Source organism: Actinomyces sp. ZJ308, assembly GCF_011752065.1.
Classification (GTDB): domain Bacteria; phylum Actinomycetota; class Actinomycetes; order Actinomycetales; family Actinomycetaceae; genus Actinomyces.
In genome coordinates, this window is record NZ_JAAIJY010000007.1 from 32,561 (window position 1) to 48,030 (window position 15,470).

The following is a 15,470-nucleotide window of genomic DNA, read 5'->3' on the forward strand; positions in this document are numbered from 1 at the left end:
CTCAGCGGTGATCCGGTTGTCCGGTTTCGAGCCTCAGCGCAGGGAGGCCAGGGCGTCGGAGTGGGCGACGACGTCGCGCACCATGGCCGGGACCTCGGGGTCGTGGAAGGCGGCCGGGGAGAAGGCGCCGTCGGCGAAGTCGGTGTTGAGGGACAGGAACACGTTGGAGGGCACGACGCTGGCGCCCATGCCCTGGAGGATCTGCTGGAGGTGGCTGACGGCGCGGATGCCGACGCTGTAGGAGTAGCCGACCACGCCCACGCCCTTGTTGGCCACGGCACTGGCCTGAAGGAAGTCGATGGCGTTCTTCAGGGCCCCGGGGATGGAGTGGTTGTACTCCGGGGTGACGAAGATCAGGGCGTCGAAGGACTTCAGCGCGGCGTCGAAGGCGGCGCCGGCCGGGTCGGTGGGGACGGCCATCCGGGGCGGGAGCTCCTCGGCGAACAGCGGCAGGTTGAAGGAGGCGATGTCGACGACCTCGGCGTCGACGCCCTCGATCTGGTTGGCCTGGTCGACCACCCACTGGGCGATGGCGCCACCCACACGGTTGGGGCGGACGGAGCCGACGACGACGGCGAGACGGGTCATGGTGTTTCTCCTGGTGAGGCGAGTCGGGGCACGGCCGGCGTCAGGTGGAGGCCACCGGGGCGCTCTCAACGCGCCCGGCCGCGACGAGTGATTCGTCAACAACCTTATGGGACTCGCGCCAGAAACAGCGAGCCCTTATCTCATGACACCTGCCACAGCGGATCGCCGCCCGATCGAGCCCCACCGATCAGGGCACCGATGTCACGGGTTTGTCACGGTTCAGCGGGCCAGGAAGAAGCGGAAGGCGGGGTCGGCGGTCTCCTCGTTGTAGGAGTAGCCGAGCCGGTCCATGTGCTCGGTCAGCTCGACGTCGTCGGGCCCGGCGGCGAAGGCGCACAGGATGCGGCCGTAGTCGGCGCCGTCGGTGCGGTAGTGGAACAGGGTGATGTTCCAGCGCGTGCCCAGCACCTCCAGGAAGTGGACGAGGGCCCCGGGGGACTCGGGGAAGAGGAAGGAGAAGAGGCGCTCGGGCACACCGGGGGTGGCGCGCCCGCCGATCATGGAGCGCACGTGGACCTTGGCGAGCTCGTCGTCGGTGAGGTCGATGACGTCGTAGCCGGCCTCCTCCAGGTCGGCCACGATCGCGGCGCGCTCCTGATTGCCTGCGATGCGCACGCCCACGAAGATGCGGGCGGGGTCGGTGGCGGCGCGGGCCGCGGAGAGACGGTAGTTGAACTCGGTGACCGAGCGGGTGCCCAGGATGGAGGCGAAGCGCAGGAAGGAGCCCTGCTCCTCGGGGATGGTGACGCCCAGGATCGCCTCGCGCTGCTCACCGATCTCGGAGCGCTCGGAGATGTAGCGCAGCTGGTGGAAGTTGAGGTTGGCGCCCGAGAGGATGAAGGCCAGGCGCTCACCGGCCAGGTGGTGCTCGGCGGCGTAGCGCTTGAGGCCGGCCAGGGCCAGGGCGCCCGAGGGCTCGGAGATGGCGCGCACGTCGTCGAAGATGTCGCGCACGGCGGCGGAGGTCTCGTCGGAGGAGACGGTGACGACGTCGTCGAGCAGGGCGCGGCACATGCGCAGGGTCTCCTCGCCGATGCGGCGCACGGCCACTCCCTCGGCGAACAGGCCGACGTGGTGCAGGGTGATGGGCTCACCGGCCAGCAGGGCGGCCTTGAGGCAGGCCGACTCCTCGTGCTCGACGCCGATGACCTTGATCCCGGGCATGAGCTGCTTGATGAGGACGGCGACGCCGGCGGCCAGGCCCCCGCCGCCCACGGGCACGAAGACGCGGTCGAGGTGGGCGTCCTGCTGGATGAGCTCCAGGCCGATGGTGCCCTGGCCGGCGATGACGCGGGGGTCGTCGAAGGGGGCGATGAAGGTGCGGCCCTCATCCTCGGACAGGCGCATGGCCTCGGCCTTGGCGGCGTCGAAGTTGTCCCCGTGGAGGCGGACCTCGCCGCCCAGGGCACGCACGGCATCGACCTTGATCTGGGGAGTGACGGTGGGCATGACGATGATGGCGCCGACCCCCAGCAGGGCGGCGGAGCGGGCCACGCCCTGGGCGTGGTTGCCGGCCGAGGCGGTCACGACGCCCCGCTCGCGCTCGGCCGGACCCAGGGAGCGCATGGCGTTGTAGGCGCCGCGGATCTTGAAGGAGTGGACCGACTGGAGGTCCTCGCGCTTGACCTCGACCGTGTTGCCCAGGCGGGCCGACAGGGCGGGCATCTCCTGGAGGGGCGTGTGCTCGGCCGCCTCGTAGACGGGGGCCTTGAGGATCTCCCGCAGGTAGCGGGCGCTGTCCCAGGCGGGAGTTCCGTTGCTGCTGACGCTGTCGAGCTCGTTCACGAGTGACAGCGTAACGGGCCGGACACCGCCCGGCTCAAACAGGACCGCCGCACGCATCGCACACGCCCTTGGCGGCACCCTCGAGATTCGCAACGCCGCCTGACACACGACCGAGCTCCGCACCGACTCCGGCGGCCCGCACTTTTCTCCAGGTCGCTTATGTCTGACGGCGAGGACCCCTATGAGAGTCCGCAGAGCGGGCGCCTCCGCCGTCCCCCGGAGCGGGCGGGAATAATTCGGGCGAACCGCAAGGTTGGTATGCACACCCTACGGAAAGGAGCCGCCATGTCGCTCCAGCTCTCGAGCTCGTCCCCGCCGCCCCGTCGCGTGAGGCCGCCCAGGACCTCATCGCCCAGGTCTCCCAGGCCGTCGAGGCCTCCGGCGCCTCCGTCCTGGAGTCACAGGTCACCGCCAGCCACGAGCGCATCTTCACCGTCGTCGAGCTCGGCTCCGACGACGTCGCCGCCCTGACCGAGGCCGTCCGGGCCGCCGCGGCCGACGCCAAGGTCACCGGCCCCGACGAGGTCCGCCTCGTAGGCGCCCAGATCGAGGACGTGCGCGCGCTAGCCCGCAAGGCCGACTACCTCGTGGAGTGGGACATTCCCGAGGAGATCTCCATGGAGACCTACCTGGCCCGCAAGAAGGCCAACTCCCCCAAGTACGCCCAGGTCCCGGAGGTGAGCTTCCTGCGCACCTACGTGCGTGAGGACACGGTCAAGTGCCTGTGCTTCTACGACGCCCCCGACGAGGAGGCCGTGGTGCGCGCCCGCGAGGCCGTCTCCACTCCGATCGACCGCCTCCACGCCCTGGAGGGCTGAGGCTCACTCAGGGCGGCCGGGCGGCGCCGCGGCGCACCGCTCGACGTCGCACCCCGGCTCCCGCCACTGGTGGCCGTCTCCCGACTCAGCGCCTGGCGCTGCGGGAGGCGGCCACCGCCGTCACCGCCAGAACCACGAGGGCGGCGGCGGGCGTGGCCACGGCCCAGGGGGCGCGCTCGATGTAGGGAAGCGCCTCGGACAGGACCAGGCCCCACTCGGGGGCGGGGGCCTGCGCGCCCAGGCCGAGGAAGCCGAGCCCGGCCAGGGCCAGGGCGATCCCGGGCAGGCGCAGCGCGGCGTGAGCGACCAGGGGCGCCAGGACCCCGGGGAGTACCCGGGTCAGCGTGATCCGCACGCGCCCCTCCCCCAGGACCGGGGCCAGGAGGACATCGGGGCGGCGCCTGGCCTCCTCGATGAGGGCGCAGGCATGAGCGGCCAGGGGCGCCCAGCCGACGCCTGCCACGGCGATGGCCGCACCCATGGAGCTCGGGCCGGTGACGGCGGCGACGACGAGCCCGGCCAGGACCGGCGGGGCGGCGTTGGCCACCTCGATGAACCCGGTCGCCGCCCGCGGCACCAGCCCCACGAGCAGCGCGATGAGGAAGCACACGACCGTGACCGCCAGCGCGCTGGTCACGGTGGAGGCGGCCCCGTGGGCCACGCGCGCCAGCACGTCGCGCCCCAGGGCGTCGGCTCCCAGCGGCATGGCCGGGCCCGGACGCTCCAGGCGGCGCGCGACGATCGCGTAGGGGTCGCGCCCGATCCCCCAGGCGACCATCGCCGCAAGTAGTACCACCCCGACCCCGGCGATGACTCGGGCCGTCCGGCCGGAGCGGGCCGGCGGCGCGGGCGCGGCGAGTGATCCCGACCCGGCGGCGCCACCGAGCAGGAGGCGGCGAGCGAGCTGACCCGCGGCCCCGGCGCCCAGCGCCAGGGCGAGCAGCAGCAGGATGCCCGCCTGCAGGGAGGGGATGTCCTGGGCCATGGCCGAGCCCAGCAGGGCGCGCCCCAGGCCGGGGATGGCGAAGACCTTCTCCACCGCGACCGCTCCACCGGTGAGCCCGACGACGACGAGCGCCACCTGCCCGGCCAGGGGCGCCAGGGCCCGGCGCAGGACCCCCGCGGCGAGGGCCCGGCGGGGCAGACCCGCCGTCGTCCAGGTCCTCACCCACCGCTCGGCCAGCACCGAGGAGATCGAGTCGCAGACCAGCCCGCCCAGGTAGCCGCCGGCAGGCAGGCCCAGGCTGAGCGCGGGCAGGACGACCTGCTCGGGCCTGCCCCAGCCGTACGGGGGCAGGAGGCCGGCGTAGACGGACAGGGCCAGGAGCAGCACCGGCGCCAGGAGGTACTCGGGCAGTGAGGTGAGCACGGCGGCGACAGAGCCTCCTCGCCGGAGCACCCGGCCGCGCAGCCCGTCGGCCAGGACCGGGGCGGCCAGCGCGACGACGACGATGAGGGCGATGGTCAGAGCCGTCGCCATGAGCGTCAGCGAGACACCGAAGGCCCTGACCTCCCCCGGGCCGACCGGGGCGCCCGAGATCCATGAGCTGCCGAGGTCCCCGCGCAGCAGGCCGCCGAGCCAGTGCCGGATACTGCCCAGGGGGCCGCCGGCCAGCCCCAGGCGCTCGCGGATGGCGTCCAGGACCTCGGGGGTCGCCTCGCGTTCGGCCGAGCTCGCGCGCAGGATCGTCAGGGCTGGGTCGTTGCGGCTGAGCCAGGGCATGGCACCGATGAGCAGGACCAGGCAGGTCAGGGCCGCGGCGCGGGAGGCGAGCGGCACCGGGTCCCACTGCCGTAGCCGTGCCCATCGCAGCGGATGGCGCCTCTGACGGACCGGGGTTGAGGCGCCGGCCGCGGCAGTCGTCTCAACCGGGCCGCCTGCGCCAGGCTCAGTGGAACCCGGGAGCGCGGCCGGCCCAGCCCGTTCAGCACTCACGGACGACCCGGTGGCCGCGTCGTCGGCCGGGGCGGGCCGAGTGCTCGTCCTGCGGCTCATGTCAGCTCGGTGGCGGAGGTGATGAGGGCGCGCTCGCGGGGGTCGCGCTCGGCGCCCTTGAGCCCGGCGGCCTCACCCTGGAGGACGCGCTCGTGCAGGAGGGGCACGGCAGCCCCGGTGGCCAGGATGGCCTGCTCTGCGGCCATGACGGCCTTGTGGCGCTCGGGCCCGGCGGCGGTGGCACCGGCGGTGGTCAGGGCCTGGTCGACGGCGGCGTCGGACAGGAGGCTCAGGGCGAAGGATCCGGAGGAGGAGAAGTCGGAGACCATGTAGGCGACCGGGTCGCCGGAGTCCAGGACGGTGGCGCGCGAGAGCAGGACCATGTCGAACTTGCCGGCCAGGGCGTCGGCCTCCATCTGGGAGTACTCGCGCACGTCCTGGGTGACGCTCACCCCGATCTTCTTGAGCTGGTCGGCCAGCAGGCCGACGATCTCGGCAAGCTCGGGGCGGTCGGTGTAGGAGCCCAGGGTGACGGTGGTGCCGGCGGGGACGCTGCCGGCCGCGGTGGCGCCGGGGACCTTGCCGGTGGCGGCCGCGCCGCTGGTGCCGGCGTAGGTGGTCGACCCCCAGGCCCGCTGCTGGGCGGCCCAGGGCAGGGCGGGTCCCAGGAGCCCGGCGGCGGGGTCGGCGTGGCCCTCGTAGACGCCGGTGACGAGGGCGGCGGGGTCGACGGCGTCACGCACCGCGGCCCGCAGGGCGGGGTCGGTGAAGGGGCCGGAGCGGGTGTTGAGGTAGAGGGTGGCGGTGCGGGGCATGGGGACCTCGTGGAGGAGCGCCTCGTCGAGGGTGGCGGCCTGGGCGACGGGGACGGCCTCGACGAGGTCGGCCTCACCGGTGCGCAGGGCGGCGCCACGGGCGGTGCCGTCGGGGACGAAGGTGACGTCGATGCCGGGGGCGGCGGCCTTGGTCCCCCAGTACTTGTCGTTGCGCTCCAGGGTGGCGCCGGCGGTGCCGTTGACCTTGGTGAGCCTGAAGGCGCCGGTGCCGTGGCCGACGGGGTCGACGGCGCCGTCGTTGCCGTCGGGGTAGGCCGCGGCGGCGAGGATGGCCAGCTGGGGGCTGGACAGGCGCTGGGGCAGGAGGGGGTCGGGGGCGGCGGTGGTGACGACGAGCGTGCTGCCCTCGGCGGTGGCGGTGAGGCTGGTGCCGTCCAGGACGCGCGGCGGGGTGGTGTAGCCGGCGGCGAAGGTGAGGCAGGCGGCGGCGCGTGCGGCGTCGAGGGCGGTGCCGTCGTGGAAGGTGACGCCGTCGCGGATGGTCAGGCGCCAGGTGGCGGGGTTGTCGGCCTGCTGCTCCCAGGCGGTGGCCAGGCCGGCGACGGCATTGCCCTCGGCGTCGAGGTTGATGAGGGTCTCGGCGCAGGACCAGCGGGAGAGCTTGAAGGCGTCGTCGGACAGGGGGTTGAGGCCGCTGCGTGGGGGCTGGAGCATGGCCAGGCGGATGCGGCCGCCGGCGCTGCCCGTACCGGCGCGGCCCGAGCAGGCGGCGACGGCGGCCGTGGAGGCGCCCAGGCCCAGGAGCGCGAGGAGGCGGCGGCGCGAGACCTCCGGGGACGGGACGACGGCGTGGGTGAGGGATGTGGCGTTCAAGGTTCTCTCCTTCTGGGTGGGTTCGGGGGGACGACGGCGCGGCGGGGCCGGACCGCGTCCCACGGGATGCCCGGAGGGCGGGACGGTGAAACGGGTGGGTCAACTGGGGGTGAGGCTGCCGGGGGACGTCAGTCGGGTGTCGGCGACCAGTGGGGCAGGGTGGGGACGGCGTCGCGCAGGGCGCGGGTGGCGGAGTGGGCCGGGTGGGTAAGGACCTGGGCCATGGGGGCGTCCTCAACGATGCGGCCGTCGTCCATGACCAGGGCGCGCTGGCAGACGCGGGCGACGGCGGCCAGGTCGTGCGACACCACCAGCAGGGCCGGGGCGGGCACGGCGCTATCCGCAGCCGGGGCGGGTCGGGCGCCATGGTCAGCCGGGGCGGGTCGGGCGCTATCCGCAGCCGGGGCGGGCCGGGCGCCGGCGACTGAGGGCGACGCGGCCTCGGTCGCATTCGTGCTCGCGGGGTCCCCGGCCACCGACGGGGCCTCAGCGTTGGGTTGAGGACTGGGGTCGGGACCGGGCTCGGCATCGCGCTTGTCGTCGGTGGGCTCATCGGTCCTGGCGGTGTCCTCGATGGAGGCGAGCAGGTCGAGGGTCTGGCGGCGCAGGGCCGGGTCGAGCCCGGAGACCGGCTCGTCGAGCAGCAGGTAGCGCGGCCGGAGCACCAGTGCCCGGGCGATGGAGACCCGCTGGGCCTGGCCCCCGGAGATCTCATGCGGCCGGGAGCCCCAGGTCTCACGCGGGATGCCCAGGTCTTCCAGCATCCTGCGGGCGCGGCGCTCGGCCTCGTCACGGCGCTGCACCACGCCCAGGGTGCGCAGCGGGGTGGCCACCTGCGCCAGGACCGTACGCCGGGGGTCGAGTGTGGCGGCGGCGTCCTGGGGCACGTACTGCACGGCCCGACGGAAGGGCCGCAGCACCCGGGCACCGCCCCGGCGCACGGTTCCACCATCGAGCAGGACCTTCCCCTTGTCCCCCGGACCCGGGGAGTCGAGCAGCAGCAGGGCCCGCAGCAGTGTCGTCTTCCCGCACCCCGAGCGCCCGATCAGCGCGACGTTCTCCCCCGGCGCCAGGTCGAGGTCGACGCCGTGCAGAACCACGTTCTGCTCACCGTCGGGTCCCGGGTGGCAGCGGGTCAGGCCACGCACGGCGAGTCCGCTCATGCGGCGAGCCCGGCCGATACTGCACCGCCCTCGCGGCCCAGGCGAGTCGCGGAGGCTCCCACGGCGGTCAGTGCGCCGTCGATGGTCTCCTCGGAGGCGGCCTCGCACATGGCGACCGTCACCGGGTGCTCGGGGTGGGACAGGACCCGGGTGGTGGGGCCCTGCTCGATGATGGCGCCGTCGTGGAGGACGACGACGTTCTCGCAGATCGCGGCGGCGGGCAGGTCGTGGGTGATGAGGAGCAGGGCCGGAGCCCTTTCGGCGCGGACGGAGTCGGCGCCACCAGCACCGTCCGCGTTGTCAGCGCCGTGTGTGCCGTCAGCCTCATCCGCGGCCTCTGCCACATTGCGCGCGGCGGTCAGCCGGCTGAGGAGGTCAAGGATCTCGGCGCGGGCCAGGACGTCGAGGGCAGTGGTGGGCTCATCGGCAATGAGGACGTCGGGGCGGGCGGCCAGAGCGAGCGCGAGGGCGGCGCGCTGGCGCTGTCCACCGGAGAGCCTGCCCGGCACCCGCTGCCCCAGCTCCGCATCGAGTCCGACGGCGCGAAGCATCTCCTGGGCGAGCTGCCGGCTGCTACCGGGGCCCGCCCCGCCCGCGCGGGCGGCCAGGGCGATCTGGCGGCCGACCGGGATGAGGGGGTGCAGGGCGGTGGAGTGGTCCTGGCAGGCCAGGGCGATGCGGCAGTTGCGCGGGCGCTGCGCGGCTGGCAGCCCCAGCAGGTTCGTGCCCTCCGCCCCGCCGGCTCCGTCGCGAGAGCCGGCGGGTGAGTCGGCCACCGGGTCAGAAATAGAGTCGACAGCAGAGCCAGCAACAGAGCCGGCGTCGTCGGCCTCGACGGTCAGGGAGCCGCTGACGGAGAGCCCGTCCGGGACGGTGCCCGCGAGCGCGGCGCAGGTCAGGGACTTGCCGGCCCCGGAGGCGCCGACCAGGGCGGTCCTGCTTCCGGGCGCGAGGCGCAGGTCGACGCCGTCGACCAGTGCCGTGTCGCCGGAGCGCACCACCAGAGATCTGAGAACGATTGTCACACGCAAACTCTAAATGCGAGTGACAACGATTTTCAAATATGCGATCGGTCGAGCCGGCCAACCCGTGTTACGAGGCTTGTCGCGCGTCGCGGTCGCACCGTAGAGCTCGCGGACGGCCCCACAAGGGCCAGTCGCCGACCTCTATGGTGCGTCCGCGGCGGGTCAAGCGCTCGGGCTACTTGACGCCGAGGCGCTTGAGGTCGCGCACGGCGCCCAGGTCCGCGCTGGTGGCGAGCATCGCGTAGGCGCGCAGCGCGGCGGAGATCTTGCGGGACCGGTCCACGTGCGGGGTCCAGGCGGCCTCGCCGCGGGACTCCTCCTCGGCGCGGCGGCGCTCGATCTCCTCGTCGCTCAGGCGCACCGAGATGGAGCGGCCCGGGATGTCGATGTCGATGATGTCGCCGCTGCGCACCAGGCCGATGAGCCCGCCGGCCGCGGCCTCCGGGGAGACGTGGCCGATGCTCAGGCCCGAGGTGCCCCCGGAGAAGCGCCCGTCGGTGAGCAGGGCGCACTCCTTGCCCAGGTGCATGGACTTGATGTACGTCGTCGGGTAGAGCATCTCCTGCATGCCGGGGCCGCCGCGCGGGCCCTCGTGGCTGATGATGACGACGTCGCCGGACTTGACCTGCTTGCCGAGGATCCCGGCGACGGCGTCCTCCTGGGACTCGAAGACGACGGCGGGCCCGGAGAAGGTCAGGATCGACTCGTCCACGCCTGCGGTCTTGACGATGCATCCCTTCTCGGCGATGTTGCCGAACAGGACGGCCAGGCCCCCGTCGGCGGAGTAGGCGTGCTCGATGTCGCGGATGCAGCCGTCTGCGCGGTCGGTGTCGAGGGACTCCCAGCGGGAGGCCTGGGAGAACATCTCGGTGGTGCGCACGCCGGCAGGGGCGGCGAGGTAGCCGGTGCGGATCTCCTGGCTGACCTGGGAGCCGGGGACGCCGTCGGGGCCGGGGCGGGCGATGTCGTAGGCGGCGAGCTCGTCGCCCAGGGTGGAGCGCAGGACGTTGGAGGTGGAGGTCTCCAGCAGGCCGCCGCGGTCGAGTTCGCCGAGGATGCCGAGGATGCCGCCGGCGCGGTGGACGTCCTCGATGTGGTAGAGGTTCGTCGACGGCGCCACCTTGGCCAGGTGGGGGACCTTGCGCGAGAGGCGGTCGATGTCGGCCATGGTGAAGTCGACCTCGGCCTCCTGGGCGGCGGCCAGCAGGTGCAGGACGGTGTTGGTGGAGCCGCCCATGGCGATGTCCAGGCTCATGGCGTTCTCGAAGGCGGCCTTGGTGGCGATGGAGCGCGGCAGGACGGAGGCGTCGTCGTGCTCGTAGTAGGCCCGGGTGATCTCGACGATCTGGTGGCCGACCCGCTTGAAGAGCTCGCCGCGGTCGGCGTGGGTGGCCAGCAGCGTACCGTTCATGGGCATCGCCAGTCCGAGCGCCTCGGTGAGGCAGTTCATGGAGTTGGCGGTGAACATGCCCGAGCAGGAGCCGCAGGTGGGGCAGGCCAGGCGCTCGATGGCGCTGATGGTTTCGTCGGCGACTGTGGGGTCGGCGGCGTCCATCATGGCGTCGATGAGGTCGAGCTTGCGGGTGGTGCCGTCGGCGGCGGTCATCTTGCCCGACTCCATGGGGCCGCCGGAGATGAAGATCGCCGGGATGTTGAGGCGCATGGCGGCCATGAGCATGCCCGGGGTGATCTTGTCGCAGTTGGAGATGCACACCAGGGCGTCGGCGCAGTGGGCGCTGACCATGTACTCCACGGAGTCGGCGATGAGGTCGCGGCTGGGCAGGGAGTAGAGCATGCCGTCGTGGCCCATGGCGATGCCGTCGTCGACGGCGATCGTGTTGAACTCCTTGGCCAGGCCGCCGGCGGCCTCGATCTCGGTGGCCACGAGGCGTCCGACGTCACGCAGGCCCACGTGCCCGGGGACGAACTGGGTGAAGGAGTTCGCGATGGCGATGATAGGCTTACCGAAGTCCGAGTCCTTGACGCCCGTGGCCCGCCACAGAGCACGGGCGCCCGCCATGTTGCGGCCGTGGGTGGAGGTAGCGCTGCGATACTGCGGCATGAGCGGTTCCTTTTCGGGCAGGCGGACTGGAACGGCGTCGCAAGGCGCCGGCCTCAGGGGAATGGCCAGCGCTTCACGACGCCGTGTTGCCACAGCGTATCCCCAGCCGGCCCCCGGCGCCGCACCGCATCCCCTCCCTGAGACGTGATACCGCTGACCCGGCGCGATCCCGGGGCCTTGCCCGCCCCATCGCCGACGGCGGCCATGAGGTTCTCGAAGGCGGTATTTCCGGAACGCTCCTCTTGCGTCATCGGCCGCGGTGGCGGCGCTTGGCCCGCTGACGACGGCGCTCCCAGGCCTCCGCGGCCTCCTGGCGGCGGCGCCGGCTCCGGTTGCGGGCCACTCGGGCCGAGGTCTCCTCCCGGGCGGCGGCCAGGGCGGCCTGGGCGGCGGTGGAGGGACGCGCTCTGGCGGCATCCTTGGCCGCCTGCCGGGCGGCGCGCTTGGGGTTGGGGCGACGCCCCGTCGTCGGCGAGCCCGCCGACCTGGATGCCGGTACCGGCGCGGATGCGGCAACCCTGTCGATGAGATCGCCTCCGTGCTTCAGGAGGAAGTCGTGGAGCTCGACGTCGCTGGGCTCGGCCCCGAAGACGTGCCGGGTCGCCTGCACAGTACCCGCGCCACCATCTTGATGACGTTCGTGGTGCTCAAGGACGCCGACCCAGAAGCGGCCGTCGAAGAAGACGGTGAGCTGAGCCGATACTGCGGCGGGGGTAGTGACCTGGTTGTCGGAGGCGGGCATGGGAGCTCCTTCGGGTGCGAGTGATCGCACCCGGTGCAGCTGGAGTCCCCGTGGCGGCCGACGAGCGGCAACCCCCGAGGTGACGAACGCCTGGTTGTTGCGTGCCCACGACGAGATCGGCGCGGGCGCGGGGCAGGTGGCCCCGACGGCGTCATCCGGACTTCCTCCGGACCGTGCAGTTCGTGATACCGGGTGTGGCGCGAGCGCGCCGTCTCCAGGGTATCGCAGCTGTCGCAGCCCCGAGCCGCAGCAGCAAGCGCGCACTCGTGCGGCAGCCCTGCGGTCTCCTGCCGGTGAGAGGCCGCTCAGGCATCGGTCAAGCAGCCGCTCGGCCTGACAGCAGTCTTGCGGGCGGTCTCAACCGCTCTCCGCGGCTGGACCTGAGAGGCGCTCGCACCAGGCCGTTCAGGCGTAGCTGGCGGTGATCCGGTGCGAGGCGCCGTCAAGAGTCATGGTCCCACCGTGCGGCACGATCCACTGGGGGCGGGTGTGTCCAAAGGGGACCCCGATGCAGATGACCGCCTCAGGGTTGTAGTGCCCGATGGTCTCGACGACGGCGTCGCGCTGTTCTGCTCGGAATCGGGCCCTGGCCGGGGCGTCCCTGCGGTCCTCCAGCGAGGAGGCGGGCGGGCGGGCCACGAGGACCGCGTCGACGGCGGTCAGCAGTCCCCGCTCGCCCATGGCGCGCAGGATCCACGCCACCTCAGAGGCTGACGGGAGCATCTCGGAGGTCTCGATGAGCATGACGGCGCCGTCCAGGACATGGGGGTCGGCCGGGAACCGGCCGGCGGTCAGCACCCACTGGAGCACCTCGAGGCAGCCGCCCCAGGTGGGGCCGGTCACCGAGCGGGACGGCCCCGCCCAGGTCCAGGGCTCGGTGGCCTCGCGCTCGCCGAACTCGGTGAGGGCGCGGGGGTCGAGCCAGTCGAGCCCCATGTCCTCGGACTCCCCCGGCTCGGCGATCTCCAGCTCGGCCCCGGTCAGCAGTGCCGCCCGCAGCGAGTTGAGGTGGATCGGGTCGACGTGCGGGCCCGGGCCGACGTGGACCTGGGTGGAGCCGCCGTAGAAGCTGGCGATGCCCAGCGACCACAGCCACTGGTGGAGGTTCGTGTTGTCGCTGTACCCGAGGAAGGGCTTGGGGTTGGACAGCGCCGCGGCGCCGTCGAGGTGCGGTATGACCGCGATCTGGTCATCGCCGCCCACGGTCGCCAGGATCGCGCGGATGCTCGGGTCGGCGAAGGCGGCATTGAGGTCACGGGCGCGTTCCTCGGGCGAGGCGCCGAGCTGCCTCGTGGTCGGGTACTCCACGGGGACCAGGCCGGTGAGAGCGGCGAGCCTGGCCATGGCCTGCTCGTGAACCGCCGGGGCGAAGCCGGGGGCCGCCAGGGATGGGGACAGGATCGCAACGCGATCACCGGCACGGGCCTTGGGTGGAAGCAGCTTCATCGCGCCGTCATAGCAGCCGCGTGAGGGAGCCCGCAAGCATCCGGCTCCTTCCACGGCTTCGTGTGGTCAGTACTTACGCGGGTGGCCCTCCCCACGCGAGGGGAGGGCCACCCGCAGGTCGTGTCGACGTCGAGGCGCCCAGGGGCGGATGAGAGGCCCCCGCGCCCGATTACAGAACGCCCAGGATCTCGGTGACGAAGACGAGGGTGTCGCCTCCGCGGATGCCGGCCTGCGGGACGCCGCGGTCGCCGTAGCCGAGCTCGGAGGGGATGGACAGCAGGAGACGCGAGCCCACGCGCTGCCCCACGAGGGCGTCGTCCCAGCCGCGGATGACCATGCCGACGCCGACCTGGAAGTTCAGCGGCTGGCCGCGGTCGTAGGAGTTGTCGAAGACGTCGCCGCCCCAGATCTGTCCCAGGTAGTTGGCCACGATCGTGTCGCCGGCCTCGACCACCTGGCCGTCACCGGCGTCGAGCACCTGGACCTGCAGCCCCTCGGGGGCCTCGGGGCCGGGGAAGGTGAGCATGGGCTTGGTGCCCTTGGCACCCTCGACAGAGGGCATGTTGATGTTGATCATGCGGCGAGCCTACGTGAGGGCCCAGGCCCGACACCGCCGCGAGCCTCGGCCCAGCGCGAACTGTCCGGGCGGGAGTCGCCCAGCGCCCTGCACAGGCCTGGCGCGGGGTCTGCGCTGCGGGCGCCCCGGGGCAGGCGACCCTGCCGTGGCGCGCGGCGGGCACCCACCGGACACACGCAACGGGGCCGGGACGCATGTGACGCGTCCCGGCCCCGAACGAGATGATGGCGCGGCTTGAGTCAGTCGCGGAAGTAGCTCAGCAGGCGGAGGAACTCCACGTAGAGCCACACGATGGTGACGACCAGCCCGAAGGCGGCGGCCCAGGCGTAGCGCTGGGGCAGCCCGTTGCGGACCCCGTTCTCGATGAACTCGAAGTCGATCGCCAGGAAGAGGGAGGCCAGGATGACCCCGATAATTCCCAGCGGGATGCCCAGCGGGATCCCCATGATGGTCATGGAGCGCAGGCCCCAGGCCCCGCCGACCACGCCGGTCATCGACAGGCCGAGGTTGATGAGGCTGAAGAGTGCGTAACCAAGCGTGGCCACGACCACCACCCGGCGGAACCGCCCCTGGACCCGGAAGCCGCCGTAGGAGTAGGCGGCGAGCATCGCACCGAAGGTGGCCAGCGTCGCCAGCACGGCCTGGACGACGATGCCCTCGTAGCGGGCCTCCATGAAGCCGGAGATGCCGCCGAGCAGGAGGCCCTCGAAGGCCGCGTAGGCCAGGATGAGGGCCGGGGAGGGCTCCCGCTTGAAGGAGTTGACGATTCCCAGGACGAGGCTGCCGAAGATGCCGGAGAGCATCGCCATGCCACCCAGAGCGAAGGCCGACTCGTCGGTACTGGTCACCAGGTTCCAGGACAGGGCGCCCAGGGCCAGGATGACGGCGAACATTCCGGCGGTGCGGATGATGACGTCGTCGTAGGTCATGCGGCGCATGTCCGCGTTGGTGGCCGACGGCGCCTGGTACTGGGCCTCCAGGCCGGCCATCTGCTCAGGACTCACCTGGCCGTAGCCGGTGGTCTGACCGTACTGGTTGGAGGCCTGACCGTACTGGCCGTACTGCTGCCCGTAGTCGGTGGCCTGCTGGCCGTACTGACTCGGCTGCTGCCCGTACTGTCCGGCCTGGTAACCGGGCATCGTGGGGTAGCCGTTGGGTGTCTGGGTCGGGGCCGACCCTGCCACCCGGGCGCCCTCCTGGAAGGCGGCGCTACGGCTGAAGAAGGGGTTGCTCATGATCCTCTCGTCCTCTCTGAGGGGTCTGGGGCGGACGGTCCGGAGGGACCTCCGCTCGCAGCCCGGCCGACCGGTTGAGGGCCGCTACCGGAAACTGCGCTCATTATGCGCATCCCCGGCACGGTGAGGGAAACCCTTTTCCCTCAGGACGTAGTCCCCAGGGGAGAGATACCCATCCCTGTTGGGGTCCTATTCGGGAGCCTCCGGCACCTGGTTCCAGCGCCGTCCTTCCGCCTCCGCGGTTTCTCCGACCGATCGTTTCTCATCCTCCAGGATGATCCGCATCCCTCTGGCGGCCAGGCTTCGTCCGGTTACGGGTTCGTCACCCCGGCCGATTCGCCGACGACGGCGCGTTCCTAGGCTGGAGTCATCCGGTTGGTCCCCGGGAAAAACCAGGCGACTCAGCCGCCGCCGGACACCAGCCGTCCCGCAGCCACCGAGCTG

12 protein-coding genes are annotated in these 15,470 nt (G+C 72.4%); 1 reads left to right on the plus strand and 11 read right to left on the minus strand.

Features of this window, described 5'->3' with window-relative positions; all coding sequences use genetic code 11:
• Positions 1 to 33: 33 nt before the first annotated feature.
• Together HCR68_RS05265 and ilvA are read right to left on the minus strand one after the other, a co-directional pair.
• Entirely contained in the window at positions 34 to 588 is a 555-nt protein-coding gene (locus HCR68_RS05265) for an NAD(P)H-dependent oxidoreductase (protein WP_167147141.1), read from the minus strand.
• Between the two features lie 219 nt (positions 589 to 807).
• Entirely contained in the window at positions 808 to 2,430 is a 1,623-nt protein-coding gene (gene ilvA / locus HCR68_RS05270; RefSeq protein WP_167147144.1) for a threonine ammonia-lyase, biosynthetic, read from the minus strand.
• A 497-nt stretch (positions 2,431 to 2,927) separates the two neighbouring features.
• Between ilvA and HCR68_RS14195 the strand changes: the two genes are divergently transcribed.
• Positions 2,928 to 3,191 carry a DUF4242 domain-containing protein gene (locus HCR68_RS14195; protein WP_243858946.1) on the plus strand — a complete coding sequence of 88 codons (264 nt, stop codon included), beginning with the start codon at positions 2,928 to 2,930 and terminating at the stop codon, positions 3,189 to 3,191.
• A gap of 85 nt (positions 3,192 to 3,276) precedes the next feature.
• On the opposite strand, the gene HCR68_RS05280 is transcribed toward HCR68_RS14195, so the two are convergent.
• From HCR68_RS05280 to HCR68_RS05320, 9 genes are all read right to left on the minus strand, one after another.
• Positions 3,277 to 4,971, minus strand: coding sequence for an ABC transporter permease subunit (locus tag HCR68_RS05280; RefSeq protein ID WP_243858947.1), 1,695 nt, complete (start codon positions 4,969 to 4,971; stop codon positions 3,277 to 3,279).
• 212 nt (positions 4,972 to 5,183) lie between these two features.
• A complete protein-coding gene (locus HCR68_RS05285; RefSeq protein ID WP_167147150.1) occupies positions 5,184 to 6,776 on the minus strand; it encodes an ABC transporter substrate-binding protein in 1,593 nt (530 codons plus the stop codon).
• Positions 6,777 to 6,904: 128 nt separating this feature from the next.
• The gene (locus HCR68_RS05290) at positions 6,905 to 7,939 is read right to left on the minus strand and encodes an ATP-binding cassette domain-containing protein (RefSeq protein ID WP_167147153.1); all 1,035 of its coding nucleotides are present in this window, start codon (positions 7,937 to 7,939) and stop codon (positions 6,905 to 6,907) included.
• Positions 7,936 to 8,964 (minus strand): ATP-binding cassette domain-containing protein, encoded by a 1,029-nt coding sequence (locus tag HCR68_RS05295; protein WP_167147156.1) that lies wholly within the window; start codon positions 8,962 to 8,964, stop codon positions 7,936 to 7,938. Before HCR68_RS05295 ends, HCR68_RS05290 begins: the two co-directional genes overlap by 4 nt.
• Positions 8,965 to 9,139: 175 nt before the next feature.
• Complete coding sequence (gene ilvD / locus HCR68_RS05300; protein WP_167147159.1) at positions 9,140 to 11,026, minus strand: dihydroxy-acid dehydratase; 1,887 nt, start codon at positions 11,024 to 11,026, stop codon at positions 9,140 to 9,142.
• A gap of 247 nt (positions 11,027 to 11,273) precedes the next feature.
• Complete coding sequence (locus HCR68_RS05305; RefSeq protein ID WP_167147162.1) at positions 11,274 to 11,768, minus strand: YjdF family protein; 495 nt, start codon at positions 11,766 to 11,768, stop codon at positions 11,274 to 11,276.
• A gap of 405 nt (positions 11,769 to 12,173) precedes the next feature.
• Positions 12,174 to 13,214, minus strand: coding sequence for a S66 peptidase family protein (locus tag HCR68_RS05310; protein ID WP_167147165.1), 1,041 nt, complete (start codon positions 13,212 to 13,214; stop codon positions 12,174 to 12,176).
• Positions 13,215 to 13,383: 169 nt separating this feature from the next.
• Positions 13,384 to 13,791 (minus strand): FKBP-type peptidyl-prolyl cis-trans isomerase, encoded by a 408-nt coding sequence (locus tag HCR68_RS05315; RefSeq protein WP_167147168.1) that lies wholly within the window; start codon positions 13,789 to 13,791, stop codon positions 13,384 to 13,386.
• A gap of 239 nt (positions 13,792 to 14,030) precedes the next feature.
• The gene (locus tag HCR68_RS05320; protein ID WP_167147171.1) at positions 14,031 to 15,026 is read right to left on the minus strand and encodes a Bax inhibitor-1/YccA family protein; all 996 of its coding nucleotides are present in this window, start codon (positions 15,024 to 15,026) and stop codon (positions 14,031 to 14,033) included.
• Positions 15,027 to 15,470 lie beyond the last annotated feature (444 nt).

What these genes read in the sequence shown, in the direction of transcription:
- HCR68_RS05265 (WP_167147141.1), bottom strand. Translation starts at nt 588, where the DNA reads ATGACCCGTCTCGCCGTCGTCGTCGGCTCCGTCCGCCCCAACCGTGTG.
- ilvA (WP_167147144.1), bottom strand. Translation starts at nt 2,430, where the DNA reads ATGCGTGCGGCGGTCCTGTTTGAGCCGGGCGGTGTCCGGCCCGTTACG.
- HCR68_RS05290 (WP_167147153.1), bottom strand. Translation starts at nt 7,939, where the DNA reads ATGAGCGGACTCGCCGTGCGTGGCCTGACCCGCTGCCACCCGGGACCC.
- ilvD (WP_167147159.1), bottom strand. Translation starts at nt 11,026, where the DNA reads ATGCCGCAGTATCGCAGCGCTACCTCCACCCACGGCCGCAACATGGCG.
- HCR68_RS05305 (WP_167147162.1), bottom strand. Translation starts at nt 11,768, where the DNA reads ATGCCCGCCTCCGACAACCAGGTCACTACCCCCGCCGCAGTATCGGCT.
- HCR68_RS05310 (WP_167147165.1), bottom strand. Translation starts at nt 13,214, where the DNA reads ATGAAGCTGCTTCCACCCAAGGCCCGTGCCGGTGATCGCGTTGCGATC.
- HCR68_RS05315 (WP_167147168.1), bottom strand. Translation starts at nt 13,791, where the DNA reads ATGATCAACATCAACATGCCCTCTGTCGAGGGTGCCAAGGGCACCAAG.
- HCR68_RS05320 (WP_167147171.1), bottom strand. Translation starts at nt 15,026, where the DNA reads ATGAGCAACCCCTTCTTCAGCCGTAGCGCCGCCTTCCAGGAGGGCGCC.